Genomic DNA, 22,788 nt, shown 5'->3' with positions numbered 1-22,788 from the left:
TTTATCAATCAGCTTTACGGTGCCCGCGCCAGCAGTTCCCGCAGCAAAGGCTCGGCCGCATCCGCGATCCGGTCCAGGCTGGCCTCGCGCAGCGCGGCCGTGTCGATCACGTGCTCGCTGTGCAGCCCGGCCCAGCGCAGCAGCGCCGCGCAGGCGTCCGGGTGGTCGAACAGTCCGTGCAGATAGGTACCCAGCACCTGGCCGTCGTCCGAGCAGGCGCCTTCCGGCCGCCCGTCGATCGCGAACACGGGGCGGGACAGCGCCTCGCCCGTCGAGACGCCCATATGGATCTCGTAGCCGGCGACTGCCGCCTCCGGCGCGGCGGGCGCGAACACGCAGCGCCCGCTCACCTGTGCAAGGCGCTTCTCGCGCGTCAGCGTCGTGGCGAGGTCCAGCAGGCCGAGCCCCTGCGAGTGTCCGGGCGCGCCCTCGACGCCATGCGGATCGTCGACGCGAGCGCCCAGCATCTGGAAGCCGCCGCAGATCCCGATCACCTTGCCGCCATAGCGCAGATGGCGGCGGATGCGGTCCGGCCAGCCCTGCGCCTGCAGCCACGCGAGGTCGCCGCGCGTGTTCTTGCTGCCGGGGAGGATGATGAGGTCAGCAATCGGCGCCGGTTCGCCCTCGCGCACGAAGCGCAGGTCGACGTCGGGATGGACGCGCAGCGCATCGAAGTCCGTGTGATTGCTCATGCGCGGATAGCTGGGCACGACGATGCGGAACGCGCCGGTCCCCGGCGTCACGACCTGCACGGCATCTTCCGCATCCAGGTACAGGCCGTGCAGATAGGGCAGCACGGCCAGCACCGGCTTGCCCGTCTGCGCCTCGAGCCATTCGAGGCCGGGTTCGAGCAGCCCGATGTCGCCGCGGAAGCGGTTGATGACGAAGCCGATGATGCGCGCGCGCTCGCTGTCCGACAGGCAGGCCAGCGTGCCGACGATGTGGGCGAACACGCCGCCGCGGTCGATGTCCGCGACCAGGATCACCGGGCAGTCGACGGTTTCCGCGAATCCCATGTTGGCGATGTCGCGGTCGCGCAGGTTGATCTCGGCCGGGCTGCCGGCACCTTCCACGATCACCGCGGTGTACTGCGACCGCAGGCGTGCATGCGATTCGAGCACGGCGTGCATCGCCACCGTCTTGTACTGGTGATAGTCGCGCGCGTCCATCTCGGCGCGCACGCGGCCGTGGATGATGACTTGCGCGCCGATGTCGCTGGATGGTTTCAGCAGTACCGGGTTCATGTCGGTGTGCGGCGCCACGCCGGCGGCGACGGCCTGCAGCGCCTGGGCGCGGCCGATCTCGCCGCCGTCGCTCGTGACGGCACTGTTCAGCGCCATGTTCTGCGGCTTGAACGGCGCCACGCGCACGCCGCGGCGGGCCAGCAGGCGGCACAGCGCGGCGACGAGCGTGGTCTTGCCGGCATCCGACGTCGTGCCCTGCACCATCAGGGTGGGATAAGGGAAGTGGTTCATTTGACGCGGTGGCTGCGCGCCAGTTCGAGCTTCTCGCACAGCTGGGCGGCGCCGGCGATCATGCGCGGACCGGAGCGGTTGAGCAGATTGCCGTCGATGGTGAACAGGTTGCCGTTGCGGACCGCGGTGAGCGTGCCGTAGGGCTTCCACATGCTCACGCCGCCGTAGTTCTTTTCCGCCGTGGCGAAGATCGCCTCCGGATTCTCCTGCAGCACGGCCTCGATCGACACGACGGGCGCCGTCACGGGCAGCTTGTCGAAGATGTTCTCGCCGCCGCACAGGCGCAGCGCGTCGCTGACGATGTGGCGCCCGCTGAGCGTGTACAGCGGCTTGTCCCACACCTGGTAAAAGCTGCGCACGACGGGACGCTTCGCATAGCGGCTGCGCAGGCTGGCGATCCGGCCGCGCAGGCCGGCCGCGGCGGGGCCGGCCACGGCATCGGTTCCCATCAGCTGGCCGAGCTTCTGCACATTGTCCGCGATGTCTTCCAGTTTTTGCGGCTCGCTGTGGAACATCGGGATGCCGAGCTTCTGCAGCATCTCGATCTGGCGCTCCGAGCTGCCGTGGCGCCAGACGACGATCAGGTCCGGCTTCATGGCCATGATGCGCTCCAGGTCGACTTCGCGGTTCGAGCCGATCTCCGGGATCTTTTTCGCTTCCGCGGGAAAGTCGCTGTACGACACCACGCCCACGACGTGGCTGCCGCCGCCGGCCGCGAACAGCAGCTCGGTGACGTGCGGCGCCAGCGAGATCACGCGCTGGGCCGGTTTGGCGACGGTGACGGTGGCGCCGTCATCGTCCTTGACGCTGATGGCGGCATGCGCCTGCAGGGTCGCCGCGAGCAGTGCCGCGCCTGCGATCGTGAATCGTTTCATTGGTCGTTCCATTCCTTGAGTGCTTGTTCGATGCGGCGCCATTCGGATTCGGTCCCCGGCAGGCCGACGCGGATGCCGCGCGCGCCGCCCGGGAACAGCCGCACCCAGATCGCGCGCCGCGCCATGTGTTCATGAAAGGCTTCGGCGCGCACCTCTGGCCACCAGTGGAACAGCGGCGTGCCATGCGCGTCGATACCGTGCGCCGCCAGCAGCGCATGCAGGCGCGCGCCGTCGCGCGCGAGGCGCGTGTGCGTCGCCTGCTGCCAGCCGCGGTCGCGCAATGCCGCGACGGCGATCTCCTGCGCCGGTCCGCTGACGGCCCACGGTCCGAGCATGTCGTCCAGCGCCGTCAGCAGCGCCGTCTCCGCGCCGACGAAGCCGAGCCGCAGTCCGGCCAGGCCGAAGAATTTGCCGACGGAGCGCAGCACGACGAGACCGGGCCGACCCGCGTGGCCGGCGACGCTGAGCGGGCGTGCCGTGTCGCCGAAGGCTTCGTCGACGACGAGCCAGCCGCCGCGCGCGGCCAGCCGCCCGGCCCAGTCCAGCAGCGCGGCCGGCGCCACCGTCGCGCCGGTCGGGTTGTTCGGGTTGACCACGACGACCACGTCGCTGCCGGCGACGGCATCGTCGAGCGCATCGTACGCGGCCTCGCGCATGACGTGGCCGTGGCGGCCCCAGTGATGCGCGTGTTCCGCATACGACGGCGCGGCCACCGTCACGCGCGCCGGTCCGGCCAGTTCGGCCCGCAGGCGGGGCAGGGCCTGGATCGCGGCCTGTGTGCCCGCCACCGGCAGCAGTTGCGGCGCGCCGTAGTAGCCGCAGGCGGCGCGCACGAGGGCCGGGTCGGGTTCGGGCAGGCGCCGCCACGCATCGGGCGATGGGTCCGGTGCCGGGTAGCCGTGCGGATTGATGCCGGTCGAGAGATCGATCCAGTCCGTGCCGCCGTAGCGCTGTTGGGCGGCGCGCAGGTTGCCGCCGTGTTCAAGCATGGATCGCCCCATCGAGCAGCAGCAGTGCGGCGCCCGCGACGACGACCCACAGCAGCGTCGTGCGCCACACGAGGCGCCAGGCGCGCAGGATGTCGTCCGCGCCCGGCTCGGGGCCGTTGCCGAGCGGTGGCCGCGCTTCCGTCACGCCGTCGTACACGGCCGCGCCGCCCAGTTGCACGCCGAGCGCGCCGGCGCCGCTGGCCATCACGGGGCCCGCGTTCGGGCTGCTCCACGCGGGGGCCTGCGTGCGCCAGCAGCGCCACGCACGCAGCCGTCCCCGTTCCGCCAGTAGCACGTACGACAGGGCGGTGAGGCGCGCCGGCACGTAATTCAGGACGTCGTCGACGCGCGCGGCCACGCGGCCGAACCGGTTGAATCGCTCGCTGCGGTAGCCCCACATGGCGTCCAGCGTGTTCGCGAGCCGGAACAGGACGACGCCGGCGCCGCCGCCGACGAGGAACCAGAACAGCGTGCCGAACACGGCGTCGTTGCCGTTTTCGAGCAGCGATTCCGCGCCGGCCCTGGCGAGATCCGGCTCGCCGGCGTGCCCGGTATCGCGGCTGACGATGCGCGCGGTGAGGCCGCGCGCCGCATCGAGGTCGCCGTCGACCAGCGCCGCGTGGATCGGCAGCGTGTGCTCGCGCAGGCTGCGCAGCCCGATGCCGAGGTACAGCAGCAGCGCGTGGGCCGCCGCGCCGCCGTGGCAGCACGCGAGCCAGGCCGATACCGACAACGGCAGCACGGCCAGCATCCACGCGAGGAGGCCGCGCACGATGCGCGCGCGTCCCCTGTTCAGCCGGCGTTCGAGCGCGGCAGCCAGCCGGCCGAAGCCGACGAGCGGATGCCAGCGCGGCGCCTCGCCCAGCCACAGGTCCAGCAGGACGCCGGCGACGAGCGCCAGCGCGAGGGTCGTCGCGGGCAGGCCGCTCAGCATGGCGCGCCTTTCAATGCGAGCGGCAGGCCGGCCGCGACGAACAGCACACGGTCGCAGCGCGCAGCCACGTCCTGGTTCAGGCGGCCCGCTTCGTCGACGAACGCGCGCGACACGGCGCCGTACGGCACGATGCCCATGCCGACTTCGTTCGATACGAACACGACGTCGCCCGCTGACGGCGCGTCCAGCCAGTCCATTAACGCAGCGCGTTCGGCGCCGAACAGCGGCGGCAGCGCGATGGGCCCGACGTCCGGCACATCCTGCCGCGTCGCGAACATCAGGTTCGTGAGCCACAACGTCAGGCAATCGACGAGCACGATGCGCCCCGGTGCGCACAGCGTGCGCAGCGTGGTCGCCAGCGCCGTCGCTTCCTCCACCGTTTGCCAGCCGGCCGGCCGGCGCGCGCGATGGTGGGCGATGCGCGCCGCCATCTCGGCGTCGCCCGCGTGCGACGTCGCGAGATAGATGACTTCCTTGCCGGACTCGCGCGCAAGGCGTTCGGCCAGCGCGCTCTTGCCGGACCGGGCGCCGCCGAGGACGAGGGTGCGGGTCACGTTAATTGCCCCCGCAGCAGGCTCGCGGCGGCCTCCGGGTTCGAGGCGAAGAAAGCGTGGAAGTACGACGCCGTCAGCGAGCCGACACGATAGACGGCTTCGCCCTGGGCGCCGGACGGATGCTTCGCCGTCCACGCGGCGGGCGGCAACGGCGTCTCCAGGCGCGAATAATGAAAGGTGTGGCCGCGCATCTGCCCGGCCCGCGTTGCCACCGCCTGCGGCCCGAGCCCCGCGAGGCGCGGCTGCATCAGCACGCGGCCCGGGAACAGGCTCGCCATCGGCCAGGCGCGGCCATCGTTGTCGACGAGGACATCCGCCAGCACCATCATGCCGCCGCATTCGCCGAGGATGGGCAGGCCGGCCGCGTGCGCCGCGCGGATCGAGTCGCGCCAGCGCGCCGCCTGCGCCAGCGTTTCGCAATGCAGTTCCGGATAGCCGCCCGGCAGGTAGACGGCATCGGCATCCTCCGGCACCGGCTCGTCCGCGAGCGGCGAGAACCAGCTCACGCGTGCGCCCAGCGCTTCCAGCGTGTCGACGTTGGCCGCGTACAGGAAGCAGAACGCGGCATCGCGCGCGATCGCCACCGTCTTCCCGGCCAGCAGCGGCGCGACCGGCGGTTCCGGCAAGGCTTCGTCGGGTAGTTGCGGCGCCAGCGCGTTCCACGCCGCCTCGTCCAGCTGCAGCTGGTCGGCCAGGTCGTCGAGAATGGCGTCGATGTCGGCGACTTCGCCCGGCACGACGAGGCCGAGATGGCGCTCGGGCAGCTGGCGCGCCTGCTTCGGCAACGTCGCCAGCAGCGGGATGTCGCGCAGCGATGCCGCCACCATGCGGGCGTGCCCTTCGCTCGCGACGCGGTTGGCGACGACGCCGGCCATCCGCACCGGACCGTAATCGCGCAGGCCCAGCACGACGGCGCCGGCCGTCTGCGCCATCGCCGACGCGTCGATCACGGCCAGCACGGGCAGGTCGAACGCGCGCGCCAGATCGGCGGCGGACGGATCGCCGTCGTACAGGCCCATCACGCCTTCGACCAGCACGACGTCGGCCTCGCGCGCGGCGCGGGCCAGGCGTTGGCGGCTTTGCTCCAGCCCGACCATCCACAGGTCGAGCGTGTGGACTTTCGCGCGGCTCGCGTGTTCGAGGACCATCGGGTCGATGAAGTCCGGCCCGCATTTGAACACGTGTACCCGCTGCCCCATGCGGCGCAGCCGGCGCGCGAGCGCGGCCGTCACCGTCGTCTTGCCCTGGCCGGACGCGATGGCCGCCACCAGCAGCATGCGTGCGCCGGTGGCCATTACCACTCCGTCCCGGCCTGGGCCGCGATGCCCGCCTTGAAGGCGTGCTTGACGTCGTTCATTTCCGTGACCGTGTCGGCGACGGCGATCAGTTCCGGCGGCGCCGCGCGGCCCGTCACCACGACGTGCTGCATCTCCGGGCGGTCGAGCAGGTCGGCGATGACCGTGTGCACGCCGAGGTAGCGGTATTTGAGCGCGATGTTCAGTTCGTCCAGCACGACGAGGCCGTAGGCCGGGTCGGCGAGGAAGCGGCGCGCCTGTTCCCAGGCTTCCCCGGCCCTGGCGATGTCGCGTTCGCGGTTCTGCGTCTCCCACGTATAGCCTTCGCCCATCGCGTGGAAGCCGACGTCGTCGGGAAAGCGGCGCAGGAACAGTTCCTCGCCGGTGGACATCGCGCCCTTGATGAACTGGACCACGCCGACCTTCATGCCGTGGCCGAGCGCGCGCGCGACCATGCCGAACGCGCTCGAGCTCTTGCCCTTGCCGTTGCCGGTGTTGACGATGATGATGCCGATCTGTTTGTCGGCCGCGGCGATCTTGGCGTCGATGATCGCCTTCTTGCGTTCCATGCGCACGCGGTGGCGCTCGTTGAGTTCTGCCGTCTGTTCGGGCGTCAAATCATTCATGAGGTGTCTCCAGGGGGATGAAGATACGCCGGCTCCCGTGCTCGATCGCGTCGATCGGGTGGCCGAGATAGCTGCTCAGCAGCGGTGCCTGCATGGCGTCGTCGACGGTGCCGGCGTGCCAGCGGCCGTCGCCCATCAGCAGCAGGGCGTGGGTGGAAATACTGTGGGCCAGGTTCAGGTCGTGGCCGATCATCACGACGGTCTTGCCGCGCTGCCGGCACAGGCGCGCGAGCAGCGACATCGTGCGGACCTGGTGCGCGAGGTCGAGCGCGTTGGCCGGTTCGTCCAGCAGCAGCAGCGGCGTGTCTTGCGCGAGCAGCGCGGCGATGGCCACGCGCTGGCGCTCGCCGCCGGACAAGGTGCGCACGTCGCGCGCGGCGAGATGCTCGACTTCCATCGCGGCCAGCGCATCGAACGCCGCGTGGTGGTCGTCGCTGTGCTCCCAGTAGCGGTTCGCGTGGTACGGGTGGCGCGCCGACAGCACGGTTTCCATCACGCTGTAGGCGAAGGCGTCGCTGCGCGCCTGCGGCAGGTAGGCCCGCTCGCGCGCCAGCGCTTCCAGCGGCCAGTCGGACAACCGCCGTCCGTGCAGCTCGACGGTGCCGGCGTCCGGCGCGCGCAGGCCGGCCACGGTGCGCAGCAGCGTGCTCTTGCCGGCGCCGTTGCGGCCGACGATGGACCAGCATTCGCCGGCGTCGACGGTCCAGTCGAGATCGCGCACCAGCGTGCGGCCGCCGGCGCGCAGTTCCAGTTGTCGGGTGGCGATCATCATTTGTGCAGGCGATGCAGTTGATACAGGAAGACGGGGGCGCCGATCAGCGCCGTGATCGCGCCGACGGGCAGCTGGGTCGGCGCGACGACGGTGCGCGCGAGCGTATCGCACAGCACGAGCAGGCCGCCGCCGCCCAGCACGGCGGCCGGCACCAGCACGCGGTGGTCCGGGCCGAACGCGAAACGGCAGGCGTGCGGCACGATCAGGCCGACGAAGCCGATGGCGCCGGCGCTCGTCACGGCGCTCGCAGTCAGCACGGCCGAGACGAAGAACAGGCCCTTGCGCACGGCGCCGACGCGCACGCCCAGCGTGGCGGCGGCTTCCGCGTGCAGCGCGAGCATGTTCATCGCCCGCGCGTTGCGCAGCGCGTACGCGAGCGCCGCGCCCAGCACGAGCCAGGGCAGGATGCGCAGCGGCGCGCCGGCCAGGTCGCCGATCATCCAGAACACCATGCTGCGCAGGCGTCCCTCGGGGGCGATCGACAGCATCAGCGTGACGAGCGCCATGCTGGCCGAGGACATGATCACGCCGGTCAGCAGCAGCATCGAGGTGCCGCCTTCGGCCGCTGCGCCGCTGCGCATGTCGCGCCGCGCCAGCAGGTACAGCAGCAGCGCGACCGTCACCGCGCCGCCCATCGCCGCGAGGTCGACGGTGGCGGCGGCGCACAGCATCAGCAGCGCGAACAGCGCGCCGACCGATGCGCCGGCCGAGATCCCGAGCACGTACGGATCGGCCAGCGGATTGCGCAGCAGCGCCTGCATCATGACGCCCGCCAGCGCGAGCGCGCCGCCGGTGACGAAGGCCATCAGCGCGCGGCCGACGCGCAGCTCGACGAGCGACGCGGCCAGCGACTCGGGCCGGCCGCGCAACACTTGCAGCACCGCGTCCGGCAGGTCGGACGGCGCGACGGCGATCGACCCGCTCATCCCCGCGACGAGCAGGCTCGCAAGCGCGGCGCACAGCAGCAAGGCGATGGTCGGGATGGCGCGCTGGCGCAGGGGCGGTGGAACAGGGTGCATGGCTCGTCGGTACATGGTGGATCAGCGGCTGGCGTAGCGAAAGCCCGCGAACCAGGTGCGCCCGGCGGTGCCGTAGTTGCGCGCCAGTTCGTAGGCTTTGTCGGCGGCATTGTCGACACGGACCAGCAGCGACCAGTCGCGCGTCATGTGCCAGGTAGTGTACAGGTTCAGCAGGCCGTAGCCGCCGAGGCGGTTGGCGTTGGCGGCATCGTCGAAGCGGCGGCCGGATGCCTGCAGCTCGACGCCGGCGTCCACCTGGCCCACGCTGTAGTCGGCGGCGACGCTGGCGTGGCGGCGCGCGCGGCGGGCCAGCTGTTTGCCGGTGGTGTCGTCGCGCGGGTCCTGCAGATCGGCGCTGGCGCGCAGGTCGAGGGCGCCGATGCGGGCGCTTGCCGCCAGCGTCAGGCCTTCCAGCAGCGCATGGTCGACGTTGTAGGCGCAGCTGCCGCCGGGATGGCCCGGGCACGGCGTGACGGATACGATCATGTCGGTCAAGCGGTTGCGGTAGTAATTCGCCTGCAGGTCGACACCGGCCACGCGGTATTGCACGCCCGCTTCCACGTTGCGGCCTCGTTCCGGCCTGTTGCTCGACAGGCCGTAGTTCGGGTAGTACAACTCGTTGAACGTGGGCGCGCGAAAGCTCGTGCCGAAGCTGGCCGTGGCGCGCAGGTCGTTCGTGAATTCGTAGCCGTAGCCGGCCGCGCCCGTCGTCTTCGCCCCGTATTCGGAGCGGTCGGTGCGCGCGCTGACGTCGAGCAGGTGGCTGCCGCGGCGCAGGTCGTACGCGACCGAGACCGAATTCGTGATGCGTGTGCGGTTGACGTCCTTGACGGCACTGGACAGCACCTGTTCCTTGCGGTGGCCGGCCAGTACCTGCAGCGTGTCGCCGTCCAGGTCGAACGTGTTCTGCCACGTGAATTCGTCCTGGCGCGTGTTCAGCTGCGACGTGCCGGAAGGCGCCGTGCTCGTGAAGCTCCCCAGTTTATCTTCCGAGCGCGCCAGCTGGACGCTGCTGCGCCAGTTGGGCCGGACGCGGTCGTTCAGGAAGACGGCATAGCTGTCGACTTCCTGGATGTTGTGCGCGTCGAAGGCCGGGCTGCCGCTGTCGTACTGCGCGTTCAGACGGCTCTGCAGGAATTGTGCGCCGATCTCGTGGCCTTCCGCCAGGCCCAGCGCGACGCGGCCGTTGACGCTGTTGCGCGTATAGCCGTCGGCGTCACCGTTGTAGCCGTATGCACCGGGGCGCGTGGCCGAGAAGCCGTCCGATTCTTCGCGCGCGCCCGAAAGCGCATACGTCACGCCGTGCTCGCCGCCCGTCGCGCCGTGCACACTCGCGTCGTACTGGTTCGTGCCGTACGTGCCGCCGCCCGCGCCGGCGCTGAAGGCGGGACGGCCGCCGCTCTGCTTCGTGAAGATCTGCACGACGCCGCCGATGGCGTCCGCGCCGTACAGGGCGCTCAGTGGCCCGTAGACGATCTCGATATGGTCGATGGACGACAGCGGCAGGGCATTCCACGCGGCCGCGCCGGTGGTCGCGGCGCCGATGCGCACGCCGTCGACGAGCACGACGACCTGGTTGCTGTTGGCGCCGCGCAGGAAGACGGTCGTGTTGGTGCCGGCGCCGCCGTTGCGGCCGATCTCGATGCCGCGCTGGCGGCGCAGCACGTCGGCGACGGAGCCGGCGCCGGCGCGGGCGATGTCGTCGCTCGTGACGACGATGGTGTCGGGAATGACGTCGCCGGCGCGCTGCGGCGTGCGATTGGCGGTGACGACGACGGTGTCGGGCATGGGATCGGCGCGGACCGATGCGGCGGCAACGAGTGCGAGCGACAGCGCGGCCGCCTGCCGGGAAACGGGAAAGGACATGATGATCTACGTAACGGACAACCGGCCGACGTCCCCGTCAGCCAGGTGAACAGAAGCGCGGGACGAGCCGCGCGCTTCCACCTTTTGGCCGGTATCCGGGCTGGCAAGTATGGCCGTCCGACCTTCCCATGCGGATGCACAGTGGTATGTGGAGACGGTTGCCGCGCACGCGTCGAACGCGGGCGGCACTTGCTTACCGTTGCGGGGGCAGCACACGTTGGCGCTTGCTCGTGAGAGCGAGGCTTCGTGTTTCCCGTTTAACTGCGCCCGAGAGATCGGGCGCGAGCACCAAAACGCCGACATTATACGGCGTTTGGTGTGCGCCGTTGTCAGTCTTTCAGCACGACGACGTCGCCGTAGCCGATGCGATGGGGCGTCCGCGCCGCCTGCAGCGCGGCCTGTTCCAGCGATGCGCCGCCATGCAGGGCCGCCAGCAGGCGGATGGTGCCGGCGTGGCAGACGATCAGCGCGGCGGTGACACGCAGATCGTCGACGAAGGCATGCACGCGGCGCGCCACGTCGAGCACGTTCTCCGCGCCGCCGGGACGGTAGTGGAGCAGGTCGGCGGTCCAGGCGTCGACGTCGGCGCGCGGGATCGCGGACCAGGGGCGCAGCTCCCACGCGCCGAAATCCATCTCGGCCAGGCGCGCATCGAACGTCACGCGGCCAGGCACGAGTCGTTCGGCCAGCAGGGCACAACGTTGCAGCGGGCTGGCGTAGACGGGCAGGTCGTGCAGCCCGCGTTCCACCAGCGTGGCGTGCACACGCGCGAGCTCCGCTTCGGGCACGGGCACGTCGCTGGCGCCGTAGCACAGGCCCGGCGCCACGTCCGGCCGCGGATGGCGCACCAGATACCGCGTCATGCCGCGGTCCAGGCGCCGTGGCCCAGCGTCGCCAGCACGGCAAGATAGGCCAGCGCTTCGGCCAGTTGCTGCACGGCGCCGAGGCAGTCGCCCGTGTAGCCGCCGAGGCGGCGCACGAACAGGCGGCCCAGCCACAGCGCGGCGGCCAGCGCGGCCAGCACGGCGGCCAGCATGGCGGCCGGTGTCATCCAGCCGAGGGCGAGCACGCACGCCGGCGGCAGCGCGCACGTCAGCGCCGCGATCGCGAATTCGGCGGTCGTCATCTGCTGCGCCAGCGGTTTGGCCTTGCCTTCGCCGCGCACGTATTTCAGCTTCCAGATCAGCGCCGTCGCCGCGAGGCGCGAGAACGGATGCGCGACGAACAGCGTGGACACGGCCACGCGCGGCGGCAGCAGCGCCAGTGCGGACAGCTTGGTCGCCAGCATGCACACGATGCCGATCGCGCCGTATGCGCCGACGCGCGAATCCTTCATGATCTCCAGCGCCCGTTCCTTCGTCATGCCGCCACCGAGGCCGTCGCAGGTGTCGGCAAAGCCGTCTTCATGGAACGCGCCCGTGATCCAGATCGAGGCCGCGGTCGACAGCACCGCAGCCACGGGCCCCGGCAGCACGAGCGCGGCGGCGTAATACACGGCCGCCGCGATCGAGGCCACGACGACGCCGACGAGCGGGAAGTAGCGCGACGCATGCTGCAGCCAGCTGGCTTCGAAGCCGACCCAGCCCGGGATCGGCAAGCGCGTGAAGAACTGCAGGGCGATGAAGAACAGGCGCAGTTGCTGCATCAGGCCGACTTTTCGCTGACGCTGGCCGATTCGAACGTGGCCATCTCGTTCAGGAAGTTCGCGGCCGCGTGCAGCAGCGGCAGGGCCAGCGCGGCGCCCGTGCCTTCGCCCAGGCGCAGGTTCAGGTGCAGCAGGGGCTCGGCGCCGAGCGCGTCGAGCATGCGGCGGTGGCCGGATTCGTCCGAGCAGTGCGCGAACACGCAGTAGTCCAGGATCGCGGGTTCGATGCGCGCCGCCGCGAGCAGGGCGCTCGTCACGATGAAGCCGTCGATCAGCAGCACCTTGCGCAGCGCGGCCGCCTTGAGCATCGCGCCGGCCATCATCGCGATCTCGAAGCCGCCGAACGCCGCCAGCACGGCGAGCGGATCATCGACGCCGGCGTGGTGCCGGACGGCCGCCTCGATCACGCGCTGCTTGTGCAGCACGCCGTCCGGCGACAGGCCGGTGCCGGCGCCGACGCAGTCCGCGACGGGGAGCCCGGTCAGCTTGTGCATCAGGGCGGCTGCCGCCGTCGTGTTCCCGATGCCCATCTCGCCGAAGCCGACCACGTTGCCGGGCAGGTCGGCCGCGAGCGCGGCGCCGTGCTCCAGCGCGGCCGCGCACTGCTCGGGCGTCATCGCCGGCTCGCGCGCAAAATTGCGTGTGCCGCGCGCCACCTTGCGGTCGACGAGGCCGGCGCGCACGCCGAATTCGTGATTGACGCCCGCATCCACGACGTGCAGATCGATGCCGTTCTGGCGCGCGAACACATTGATGGCGGCGCCTTGGGCGAGGAAGTTCTCGACCATCTGCCAGGTGACGTCCTGCGGATAGGCCGAGACGCCTTCCGCGACGACGCCATGGTCGCCGGCGAACACGAGGATCGCCGGCTGCTCGATCGTGGGCGCGACCGTGCGCTGGATCAAGCCCAGGCGGCTGGCCAGGCGTTCGAGCGCGCCGAGGCTGCCGAGCGGTTTGGTTTTGTTATTGATGGCGGCAGAGAGTCGCAGGGCGAGGTCGGGATCGGCCGTGGGGGCGATGTGCGGGAGGCGCATGGGAGCTCCATGGATAAGGAAGGCGGCAAAGATAGCACACAAGCAACTGGAGAATTCTTACCGCAGCCCCCTTGCATATCCCCGATCCGGTTTGCTATAGTTCGCGTCCTGCTTCTGCAGCGCAAGAAATTTCAGCTAAATCAAACAGTTGAAATCGGGGTTTTGACAACGCCGCTTGCGCTGAAGAAAAAGAGGGGTTGACGAGTTAAACGATGTGCTGCATACTCTCGCTCCTCTGCTGCTGACGAACAAAACGATTCGCAAATGCAGCAAGGCAGTACCGAATACAGTTCTTTAACAATCAACAGTCGATAAGTGTGGGCGTTTGATGAAGTGCCAGCATCCTTTTGGGTGCTGAATGCTTAAATTATCAAATGTTCACACAAAAGAAATACGTTGCTCAGCAATGAGTAACGGTCAGTATTTTGAGTGAGCGATCTGCTGCGAAAGCAGCAAAAACAGAGATTAAACTGAAGAGTTTGATCCTGGCTCAGATTGAACGCTGGCGGCATGCTTTACACATGCAAGTCGAACGGCAGCGCGGGGCAACCTGGCGGCGAGTGGCGAACGGGTGAGTAATATATCGGAACGTACCCAAGAGTGGGGGATAACGTAGCGAAAGTTACGCTAATACCGCATACGATCCAAGGATGAAAGTGGGGGACCTTCGGGCCTCATGCTCCTGGAGCGGCCGATATCTGATTAGCTAGTTGGTGAGGTAAAGGCTCACCAAGGCGACGATCAGTAGCTGGTCTGAGAGGACGACCAGCCACACTGGGACTGAGACACGGCCCAGACTCCTACGGGAGGCAGCAGTGGGGAATTTTGGACAATGGGCGCAAGCCTGATCCAGCAATGCCGCGTGAGTGAAGAAGGCCTTCGGGTTGTAAAGCTCTTTTGTCAGGGAAGAAACGGTTCTGGATAATACCTGGAGCTAATGACGGTACCTGAAGAATAAGCACCGGCTAACTACGTGCCAGCAGCCGCGGTAATACGTAGGGTGCAAGCGTTAATCGGAATTACTGGGCGTAAAGCGTGCGCAGGCGGTTTTGTAAGTCTGTCGTGAAAGCCCCGGGCTTAACCTGGGAATTGCGATGGAGACTGCAAGGCTTGAATCTGGCAGAGGGGGGTAGAATTCCACGTGTAGCAGTGAAATGCGTAGAGATGTGGAGGAACACCGATGGCGAAGGCAGCCCCCTGGGTCAAGATTGACGCTCATGCACGAAAGCGTGGGGAGCAAACAGGATTAGATACCCTGGTAGTCCACGCCCTAAACGATGTCTACTAGTTGTCGGGTCTTAATTGACTTGGTAACGCAGCTAACGCGTGAAGTAGACCGCCTGGGGAGTACGGTCGCAAGATTAAAACTCAAAGGAATTGACGGGGACCCGCACAAGCGGTGGATGATGTGGATTAATTCGATGCAACGCGAAAAACCTTACCTACCCTTGACATGTCAGGAACCTCCGAGAGATTGGAGGGTGCCCGAAAGGGAGCCTGAACACAGGTGCTGCATGGCTGTCGTCAGCTCGTGTCGTGAGATGTTGGGTTAAGTCCCGCAACGAGCGCAACCCTTGTCATTAGTTGCTACGAAAGGGCACTCTAATGAGACTGCCGGTGACAAACCGGAGGAAGGTGGGGATGACGTCAAGTCCTCATGGCCCTTATGGGTAGGGCTTCACACGTCATACAATGGTACATACAGAGGGCCGCCAACCCGCGAGGGGGAGCTAATCCCAGAAAGTGTATCGTAGTCCGGATCGCAGTCTGCAACTCGACTGCGTGAAGTTGGAATCGCTAGTAATCGCGGATCAGCATGTCGCGGTGAATACGTTCCCGGGTCTTGTACACACCGCCCGTCACACCATGGGAGCGGGTTTTACCAGAAGTAGGTAGCTTAACCGCAAGGAGGGCGCTTACCACGGTAGGATTCGTGACTGGGGTGAAGTCGTAACAAGGTAGCCGTATCGGAAGGTGCGGCTGGATCACCTCCTTTCTAGAGTAGCACTGCGAGCGCGAGCTCGATCATCAAGCGCCTACGCTTATCGGCTGTTATAAAGTTAAACGAGAAGAGTTTTCGGGGCTGTAGCTCAGCTGGTTAGAGCACCGTGTTGATAACGCGGGGGTCGTTGGTTCGAGTCCAACCAGCCCTACCACGTTATGCGTCGGGGGATTAGCTCAGCTGGGAGAGCACCTGCTTTGCAAGCAGGGGGTCGTCGGTTCGATCCCGTCATCCTCCACCAACTCTTGTTCACTGCATTTATCCAAGCCCAGCGAAGCTGAGTTTCGATAAGTGTAGTTCTCGTTCTTTAACAATCTGGAAGAAGTAAAGTTTTCTTTAAGCGTTCAACGCATCGAAAGATGTATTGGACACTTAGGGTAGTAATCTGTATGTATCAACAAACAAAGTAAGCTGAACTCTTGTCGATATGACGTTCCCTTCTCGTCTTTCCTTCGGAAAGACTGCAGGGGCCAACGTTATAGGGACAAGTGAATAAGTGCACATGGTGGATGCCTTGGCGATTACAGGCGATGAAGGACGTAGTAGCTTGCGATAAGCTGCGGGGAGTGAGCAAACACACTTTGATCCGCAGATTTCCGAATGGGGAAACCCGGCCTTTTAGGTCATCGCATACTGAATACATAGGTATGCGAAGCGAACGCGGCGAACTGAAACATCTAAGTAGCTGCAGGAAAAGAAATCAACCGAGATTCCCAAAGTAGTGGCGAGCGAAATGGGAAGAGCCTTGTACGTGATAGTCGGACTGATAGTGGAACAGCCTGGAAATGCTGGCCATAGAGGGTGATAGCCCCTTACACGAAATCAGACCGGTGATACTAAGCGTACGACAAGTAGGGCGGGACACGAGAAATCCTGTCTGAATATGGGGGGACCATCCTCCAAGGCTAAATACTCGTAATCGACCGATAGTGAACCAGTACCGTGAGGGAAAGGCGAAAAGAACCCCGGGAGGGGAGTGAAATAGATCCTGAAACCGTGTGCATACAAACAGTCGGAGCCTCTTCGTGGGGTGACGGCGTACCTTTTGTATAATGGGTCAGCGACTTACATTCAGTGGCGAGGTTAACCGAATAGGGGAGCCGTAGAGAAATCGAGTCCGAACAGGGCGACAGTCGCTGGGTGTAGACCCGAAACCAGGTGATCTACCCATGGCCAGGATGAAGGTGCGGTAACACGCCCTGGAGGTCCGAACCCACTAATGTTGAAAAATTAGGGGATGAGCTGTGGGTAGGGGTGAAAGGCTAAACAAACCTGGAAATAGCTGGTTCTCTCCGAAAACTATTTAGGTAGTGCCTCAAGTATCACCACCGGGGGTAGAGCACTGTTATGGCTAGGGGGTCATTGCGACTTACCAAACCATTGCAAACTCCGAATACCGGTGAGTGCGAGCTTGGGAGACAGACGTCGGGTGCTAACGTCCGGCGTCAAGAGGGAAACAACCCAGACCGCCAGCTAAGGTCCCAAAGATTGGCTAAGTGGAAAACGAAGTGGGAAGGCTAAAACAGTCAGGATGTTGGCTTAGAAGCAGCCATCATTTAAAGAAAGCGTAATAGCTCACTGATCGAGTCGTCCTGCGCGGAAGATGTAACGGGGCTAAGCCAGTCACCGAAGCTGCGGATATGTGCTTGCACATATGGTAGGAGAGCGTTCCGTAAGCCTGAGAAGGTGTCTTGTAAAGGATGCTGGAGGTATCGGAAGTGCGAATGCTGACATGAGTAGCGATAAAGAGGGTGAAAAGCCCTCTCGCCGAAAGCCCAAGGTTTCCTGTTCAACGTTCATCGGAGCAGGGTGAGTCGGCCCCTAAGGCGAGGCAGAGATGCGTAGCTGATGGGAAGCAGGTTAATATTCCTGCACCGTCGTATGATGCGATGGGGGGACGGATCGCGGAAGGTTGTCCAACTGTTGGAATAGTTGGTTTTTGACTCATAGAAGGTGCTTAGGCAAATCCGGGCACGTAATTCAAGGGGTCGAGACGGGTGTCCTTGTGACACGAAGCAATCGGAAGTGGTTCCAAGAAAAGCCTCTAAGCTTCAGTCATACGAGACCGTACCGCAAACCGACACAGGTGGGCGAGATGAGTATTCTAAGGCGCTTGAGAGAACTCGGGAGAAGGAACTCGGCAAATTGGTACCGTAACTTCGGGATAAGGTACGCCCCGGTAGCTTGACTGCTTTACTGCAGAAGGGTGAAAGGGTTGCAATAAACTGGTGGCTGCGACTGTTTAATAAAAACACAGCACTCTGCAAACACGAAAGTGGACGTATAGGGTGTGACGCCTGCCCGGTGCTGGAAGATTAAATGATGGGGTGCAAGCTCTTGATTGAAGTCCCAGTAAACGGCGGCCGTAACTATAACGGTCCTAAGGTAGCGAAATTCCTTGTCGGGTAAGTTCCGACCTGCACGAATGGCGTAACGATGGCCACACTGTCTCCTCCCGAGACTCAGCGAAGTTGAAATGTTTGTGATGATGCAATCTACCCGCGGCTAGACGGAAAGACCCCATGAACCTTTACTGTAGCTTTGCATTGGACTTTGAACCAATCTGTGTAGGATAGGTGGGAGGCTTTGAAGCGGGGACGCCAGTTCTCGTGGAGCCAACCTTGAAATACCACCCTGGTTCGTTTGAGGTTCTAACCTTGGCCCGTAATCCGGGTCGGGGACAGTGCATGGTAGGCAGTTTGACTGGGGCGGTCTCCTCCTAAAGTGTAACGGAGGAGTTCGAAGGTACGCTAGGTACGGTCGGACATCGTGCTAATAGTGCAATGGCATAAGCGTGCTTAACTGCGAGACCGACAAGTCGAGCAGGTACGAAAGTAGGACATAGTGATCCGGTGGTTCTGTATGGAAGGGCCATCGCTCAACGGATAAAAGGTACTCTGGGGATAACAGGCTGATTCCTCCCAAGAGTTCATATCGACGGGGGAGTTTGGCACCTCGATGTCGGCTCATCACATCCTGGGGCTGTAGCCGGTCCCAAGGGTATGGCTGTTCGCCATTTAAAGTGGTACGTGAGCTGGGTTTAAAACGTCGTGAGACAGTTTGGTCCCTATCTGCCGTGGGCGTTGGAAATTTGAAGGGGGCTGCTCCTAGTACGAGAGGACCGGAGTGGACGAACCTCTGGTGTACCGGTTGTCACGCCAGTGGCATTGCCGGGTAGCTAAGTTCGGAAGAGATAACCGCTGAAAGCATCTAAGCGGGAAACTCGCCTTGAGATGAGATTTCCCGGAGCCTTGAGCTCCTTGAAGGGTCGTTCGAGACCAGGACGTTGATAGGTCGGGTGTGGAAGTGCAGTAATGCATTAAGCTAACCGATACTAATTGCCCGTACGGCTTGTCCCTATAACCTTGGCAGTCATTGCCAATACAAGGGTTCAGCTGTTTGTTGACACAACAGATTAAAACTACTTCTTCCAGATTCAGGGTAGCGTCCACATGGACGATACCCGTACAAGTTATGCCTGATGACCATAGCAAGTCGGTACCACCCCTTCCCATCCCGAACAGGACCGTGAAACGACTTTGCGCCGATGATAGTGCTGCAACCAGTGTGAAAGTAGGTTATCGTCAGGCTAGTTATATGCAGAAGCCCGCTCAGTTGATACTGAGCGGGCTTTTTGCTTTGGTGCGCAATAAAAAACATATTTGAATCGGAAAAATCGAAACCTGACAAGCTGGTATTCCAGTAGTTGTGGAAAAAGCAAAAACAGCTAGCATCGTTGGCTGACCGAATGCTTATCTACCTATAAGGAGCCGCATGTACTTCAATCGGGTTTTTCCTGCAATCGCCACTGTCGCCCTGGGCGCCACGCTCGCCGCGTGCGGCCACCATGCCAGCGACGATCCGTCGTCCATCCCAACGCCACCACCCCAGTTCAGCGCCGAAGTCACCCGCACGACGCACGGCGTGGTGCACGTCAAAGCCGCGGACTTCCGCAGCCTCGGCTATGGCCTTGCCTATGCTTATGCGCAGGACAACCTGTGCATGTTTGCCGATTCCTTGCTGACGGTACGCGGCGAACGATCGCAATTCTTCGGCGGCGACGCCCATGCGACGGCTCGCAAGGACGACGAATACGGTGCCGCCAGCGGCTTCATGGATCTCAAGAACGAGGACAGCGACTTCTTCTTCAAGGGCTATCTCGACGTCGACCAGCTGCGCGCCGGCTATGCCGCAGGGGCGAAGGAGCCGCGTGATCTGCTGGAAGGCTATGTCGCCGGCTACAACCGCTACCTGAAGGACAACAGCGGCAAATATCCCGCGGCGTGCAACAACGCGAAATGGGTGAAACCGATGACGGTCGACGACATGTACCTCGTCCTGGCCGAGAAGGCGCTGCACGCGTCGGGCGAAGTGTTCGCGAAGGAAGTCGTGGCCGGGGCGCGTGATGGGAACGCAACGGTGGCGTCGCGCAGGCCGCAGCGCAAGCTCGATCCGGCCTTCCTCCTCGCGCGGCTGGATAAAGTGGTGCACCAGGGCTTCGGCAGCAACGCGCTGGCCGTCGGCAAGGATTTGTCGGCCAGCGGACACGGGCTCCTGCTCGGCAATCCGCACTTCCCCTGGACGAGTACCGACCGTTTCTACCAGGCGCACCTCACCGTGCCCGGCCGCTACGACGTGATGGGCGCCGTACTGGGCGGGATGCCGGCCGTCGTCATCGGGTTCAACAAGGATGTCGCGTGGTCGCACACCGTCACGGCAGCGACGCACTTCACGACGTTCAAACTGGCCCTCGATGCGGGCGATGCCACGGGCACGACTTATCTCGTGGACGGTGAACGGTCGAAGATGACGTCGAAGACCGTGTCCGTCGACATCCTCATGCCGGACGGTACGACGACGAAGCGCAGCAAGACGTTTTACTTCAGCAAGCAGGGCGCCGTGATCGTCAAGCCGGAAGCGGGACTGGCGTGGAACAGCACCACGGCATACGTCCTCGCCGACCCGAACCGCGGCAATACGCGCATGCTCGAACAGTGGCTGGGGATCGGCACCGCGACGAGCGTCCAGGCCCTCAAATCGTCGCTGGACACCGTCGTCGGCCTGCCGTGGGTGAACACCATCGCGGCCGACCGCGCCGGCAACGCGCTGTATGCGGATGCGAGCGTCGTCCCGAACGTCACGACGGACAAGTTCGCCGGAAGCTGCCTGCTCATGCCCGCACTCGTGCTGTTCGACGGCTCGCGCAGCGCCTGCGCGTGGGGCCAGGACGCCAACACGCCCGCAGGCATCTTCTCGCCCGCGAATGCGCCTTCGATGCTGCGCACGGATTATGTGGGGAACTCGAACGACAGCTACTGGCTGACCAACGCCCGTTCCCTGCTCACGGGCCCGGCGCCGCTGGGATATTCTCCGCTGTACGGCAAGACGCGCGTCGAACAGCGCCTGCGCACGCGCATCGGCTTCATCCAGTTCGAGGAACTGGCGCAGCAAGGCCACAAATTCCAGCTGTCCGACCTGCAGACGCTCGTGTTCGCCGACCGCATCTATGCCGCCGAGGTCGTGCTGCCGGACCTGCTGCCGGCCTGCCCGACGGACGACGCGACGCTGGCCCAGGCCTGCACCGTCCTCGCCGCGTGGGATCGTCACGCGAACATCGACAGCCGGGGTGCCGTGCTGTTCCGCGAATTCTGGAACGCGGCGTCGCAGATTCCCAATAAATGGAAGGTGCCGCTCGATCCGGCCGACCCGGTGCATACGCCCAACGGCGTCGCGACCGCTGCGCTGCCGGCCATGTTCGCGGCGCTGAAGAATGCGGCGCTGCGGCTGCAGTCGCTGAACGTCCCGCTCGACGGCAAGCTGGGCGATTACCAGGGCGAAACGCGCAATGGCGTGCGGACGCCGCTGCACGGCGGCGTGGGCGATCTCGACGGGTCGTACAATTCGCTGAAGATGAGCACGGGCCTGACGGCCACCGGCTACAACAACGTCTACTGGGGCACGAGTTATGTGCAGACCGTGACGTTCGACGACGCCGGCCCGGTCGCGAACGCGCTGCTCGTGTATGGCCAGTCGACCGATCCCAAGTCGCCGTATTACGCGGACCAGCTCGGGCCGTATTCGCGCAAGGAGTGGCCGGCGCTGCCCTTCAGCGAGGCCAGCATCAAGGCCGATCCGAACCGCACGACCGTGACGCTGACCGAGTAATACGTCAGGCTTGCGACAGCGGCGCCGGATCCTGGGCCACCGCGGTGGCCGCCTTGCTCCTGGTGATGCTTTCGCCGTCGCCGCGGCGCAGGCGGGCGAAGACGATGGACGACAGCATCGTCATCAGGGCCAGGGTAATGAACGCGTGGTGCAGCGCCCGGGTGACCATCACCTGGTCCGTCTGCGGCACGCGGCCCAGGAACCACGCCGTCACGAGCGAGCCGGCGGCCAGGCCGAAGCTCATCGACAATTGCTGGAACGACGAGGCGATCGTGCTGGCCATGCTCGAATCCTTGGGGTCGACGTCGGCATAGGCCAGCGTGTTCATGCTCGAGAATTGCAGCGAGTTGAAGAAGCCCTGCAGCAGGCCGATGCCGGCGATCGCGTACCAGGGCGTATTCGCGCCCACCAGCGAGAACAGGCCGATCGTCAGGCCGATGCAGATCGTGTTGAACACGAGCACCTGGCGGTAGCCGAAGCGCGCCAGCACTTTGGGAGCGATCAGCTTCATGCCCATCGCGGCGGCGGCCGTCGGCATCATCAGCAGGCCGGATTGCCACGGCGCCAGTTTCAGCCCCAGCTGGTACAGCAGCGGCAGCAAAAACGGCAGGCCGCCGATGCCCAGGCGCGTGATGAAGCCGCCCAGCACCGAGATGCGGAACGTGCGCACCTTCAGCAAGGTCAGCCGCAGCAGCGGGAACTGGGACTCGCTCGCGTGCCAGGCGTATGCCGCCAGCAGGGCGACGGACAGCGCCAGCATCAGGCCGGCCGTCATGGGGTCGAGCGTGTGCTCGCCGAAGATTTCCAGCAGCCAGGACAGGATCGCCGTGCCCGAGCTGAACAGGATCAGCCCGATCACGTCCAGCGGGCGCGGCTCGGCGCCGTGATAGTCCGGCATGTGGCGCCAGACGAGGAACAGCGCCAGCAGGCCGACCGGAACGTTGACGAAGAAAATGGCGCGCCACGACGTCCAGTGCACGATCAGGCCGCCGACCGTCGGCCCCAGCAGGGGCCCGATCAGCGCCGGCAGGATCACGAAGTTCATCGCACCCAGCAGCTCGTTCTTGGGAAACGTGCGAATGATCGATAAACGTCCCACCGGCATCATCATCGCCCCGCCCAGCCCTTGCAGCAGGCGGGCCGCCACCATCATCGGCGCGTTCAGCGACAGCCCGCACAGCACCGACGCCACCGTGAAGATCGCGATCGCCGTGAAGAACACGCGGCGCGTGCCGAAGCGGTCGGCCATCCAGCCGCTGACCGGGATGCCCACGGCCAGGCTGAGGATATAGCTGGTGACGACGGATTTGAGGCTGAGCGGCGTGACGTGCAGGCTGGCCGCGATGCTGGGCACCGCGGTGTTGACGATGGTGGCGTCGAGCTGCTCCATGAACAGCGCGGTCGCCACCAGCCAGGGGAGATAGCGTTTGATGGTGTCGGTATCGGTCATCGGGAGTCGATTGTCACATAAAACCCGAAACCCCGACTTGAACCGTCCCCGAGGCAGCACCGGGGTCAGAGCCCGATTTTTGGAAAT

The 22,788-nt window shown here is 65.1% G+C and carries 16 protein-coding genes, 2 tRNA genes, 3 rRNA genes and 1 riboswitch; of the genes, 7 read left to right on the top strand and 14 right to left on the bottom strand.

What is annotated here, in order from left to right; all coding sequences use genetic code 11:
* Positions 1-14 precede the first annotated feature (14 nt).
* The 13 genes from ACEN9Q_RS23965 to cobT form a co-directional block, all read right to left on the bottom strand.
* Complete coding sequence (locus ACEN9Q_RS23965) at positions 15-1,475, bottom strand: cobyric acid synthase (protein WP_495626282.1); 1,461 nt, start codon at positions 1,473-1,475, stop codon at positions 15-17.
* Positions 1,472-2,350: a cobalamin-binding protein gene (locus ACEN9Q_RS23960; protein ID WP_056442991.1), complete on the bottom strand. Its 879-nt coding sequence runs from the start codon at positions 2,348-2,350 to the stop codon at positions 1,472-1,474. Before ACEN9Q_RS23960 ends, ACEN9Q_RS23965 begins: the two co-directional genes overlap by 4 nt.
* The gene (cobD, locus tag ACEN9Q_RS23955) at positions 2,347-3,339 is read right to left on the bottom strand and encodes a threonine-phosphate decarboxylase CobD (RefSeq protein ID WP_495626281.1); all 993 of its coding nucleotides are present in this window, start codon (positions 3,337-3,339) and stop codon (positions 2,347-2,349) included. Before cobD ends, ACEN9Q_RS23960 begins: the two co-directional genes overlap by 4 nt.
* Positions 3,332-4,273: an adenosylcobinamide-phosphate synthase CbiB gene (gene cbiB, locus ACEN9Q_RS23950; protein ID WP_495626280.1), complete on the bottom strand. Its 942-nt coding sequence runs from the start codon at positions 4,271-4,273 to the stop codon at positions 3,332-3,334. The genes cobD and cbiB overlap by 8 nt, the downstream gene beginning before the upstream one ends.
* Positions 4,267-4,827 (bottom strand): bifunctional adenosylcobinamide kinase/adenosylcobinamide-phosphate guanylyltransferase, encoded by a 561-nt coding sequence (cobU, locus tag ACEN9Q_RS23945; protein WP_495626279.1) that lies wholly within the window; start codon positions 4,825-4,827, stop codon positions 4,267-4,269. Before cobU ends, cbiB begins: the two co-directional genes overlap by 7 nt.
* Entirely contained in the window at positions 4,824-6,122 is a 1,299-nt protein-coding gene (locus tag ACEN9Q_RS23940) for a cobyrinic acid a,c-diamide synthase CobB (RefSeq protein ID WP_056442979.1), read from the bottom strand. The genes cobU and ACEN9Q_RS23940 overlap by 4 nt, the downstream gene beginning before the upstream one ends.
* Positions 6,122-6,748 (bottom strand): cob(I)yrinic acid a,c-diamide adenosyltransferase, encoded by a 627-nt coding sequence (gene cobO / locus ACEN9Q_RS23935; RefSeq protein WP_495626278.1) that lies wholly within the window; start codon positions 6,746-6,748, stop codon positions 6,122-6,124. Before cobO ends, ACEN9Q_RS23940 begins: the two co-directional genes overlap by 1 nt.
* Positions 6,741-7,517: an ABC transporter ATP-binding protein gene (locus ACEN9Q_RS23930; RefSeq protein WP_495628992.1), complete on the bottom strand. Its 777-nt coding sequence runs from the start codon at positions 7,515-7,517 to the stop codon at positions 6,741-6,743. The genes cobO and ACEN9Q_RS23930 overlap by 8 nt, the downstream gene beginning before the upstream one ends.
* Positions 7,517-8,539: a FecCD family ABC transporter permease gene (locus tag ACEN9Q_RS23925; protein WP_056442973.1), complete on the bottom strand. Its 1,023-nt coding sequence runs from the start codon at positions 8,537-8,539 to the stop codon at positions 7,517-7,519. The genes ACEN9Q_RS23930 and ACEN9Q_RS23925 overlap by 1 nt, the downstream gene beginning before the upstream one ends.
* A gap of 21 nt (positions 8,540-8,560) precedes the next feature.
* Positions 8,561-10,405 (bottom strand): TonB-dependent receptor domain-containing protein, encoded by a 1,845-nt coding sequence (locus ACEN9Q_RS23920; protein ID WP_495626277.1) that lies wholly within the window; start codon positions 10,403-10,405, stop codon positions 8,561-8,563.
* 69 nt (positions 10,406-10,474) lie between these two features.
* Positions 10,475-10,713: riboswitch (cobalamin riboswitch) on the bottom strand.
* A 21-nt stretch (positions 10,714-10,734) separates the two neighbouring features.
* The gene (locus ACEN9Q_RS23915) at positions 10,735-11,268 is read right to left on the bottom strand and encodes a histidine phosphatase family protein (protein ID WP_495626276.1); all 534 of its coding nucleotides are present in this window, start codon (positions 11,266-11,268) and stop codon (positions 10,735-10,737) included.
* Positions 11,265-12,050: an adenosylcobinamide-GDP ribazoletransferase gene (locus ACEN9Q_RS23910; RefSeq protein ID WP_495626275.1), complete on the bottom strand. Its 786-nt coding sequence runs from the start codon at positions 12,048-12,050 to the stop codon at positions 11,265-11,267. The genes ACEN9Q_RS23915 and ACEN9Q_RS23910 overlap by 4 nt, the downstream gene beginning before the upstream one ends.
* Positions 12,050-13,084 carry a nicotinate-nucleotide--dimethylbenzimidazole phosphoribosyltransferase gene (cobT, locus tag ACEN9Q_RS23905; protein WP_056442959.1) on the bottom strand — a complete coding sequence of 345 codons (1,035 nt, stop codon included), beginning with the start codon at positions 13,082-13,084 and terminating at the stop codon, positions 12,050-12,052. The genes ACEN9Q_RS23910 and cobT overlap by 1 nt, the downstream gene beginning before the upstream one ends.
* A 9-nt stretch (positions 13,085-13,093) precedes the next feature.
* Here cobT and ACEN9Q_RS23900 point away from each other — a divergent pair, with 9 nt between their 5' ends.
* The 7 genes from ACEN9Q_RS23900 (at position 13,094) to ACEN9Q_RS23870 (ending at position 21,251) form a co-directional block, all read left to right on the top strand.
* On the top strand, positions 13,094-13,285 hold the full coding sequence (locus ACEN9Q_RS23900; RefSeq protein WP_157201920.1) for a hypothetical protein: 192 nt from the start codon (positions 13,094-13,096) through the stop codon (positions 13,283-13,285).
* A gap of 266 nt (positions 13,286-13,551) precedes the next feature.
* A 16S ribosomal RNA gene (locus tag ACEN9Q_RS23895) occupies positions 13,552-15,080 on the top strand.
* An 83-nt stretch (positions 15,081-15,163) separates the two neighbouring features.
* Positions 15,164-15,240, top strand: a tRNA-Ile gene (locus tag ACEN9Q_RS23890).
* Positions 15,241-15,251: 11 nt separating this feature from the next.
* Positions 15,252-15,327: transfer RNA gene (locus ACEN9Q_RS23885), tRNA-Ala, on the top strand.
* Positions 15,328-15,568: 241 nt separating this feature from the next.
* Positions 15,569-18,445: ribosomal RNA gene (locus ACEN9Q_RS23880) — 23S ribosomal RNA — on the top strand.
* Between the two features lie 118 nt (positions 18,446-18,563).
* A 5S ribosomal RNA gene (gene rrf, locus ACEN9Q_RS23875) occupies positions 18,564-18,676 on the top strand.
* Together the 16S, 23S and 5S rRNA genes with 2 tRNA genes alongside form the textbook arrangement of a ribosomal RNA operon.
* A gap of 184 nt (positions 18,677-18,860) precedes the next feature.
* Positions 18,861-21,251 carry a penicillin acylase family protein gene (locus tag ACEN9Q_RS23870; RefSeq protein WP_495626274.1) on the top strand — a complete coding sequence of 797 codons (2,391 nt, stop codon included), beginning with the start codon at positions 18,861-18,863 and terminating at the stop codon, positions 21,249-21,251.
* A 4-nt stretch (positions 21,252-21,255) separates the two neighbouring features.
* Here ACEN9Q_RS23870 and ACEN9Q_RS23865 read toward each other — a convergent pair whose 3' ends face one another.
* The gene (locus ACEN9Q_RS23865; protein WP_056448440.1) at positions 21,256-22,701 is read right to left on the bottom strand and encodes a DHA2 family efflux MFS transporter permease subunit; all 1,446 of its coding nucleotides are present in this window, start codon (positions 22,699-22,701) and stop codon (positions 21,256-21,258) included.
* Positions 22,702-22,788 lie beyond the last annotated feature (87 nt).

The organism is Massilia sp. Masssp93 (genome assembly GCF_059491295.1).
Note: the sequence above shows the minus strand (reverse complement) of the source record. Positions and strands in the feature narration are given on the sequence as shown.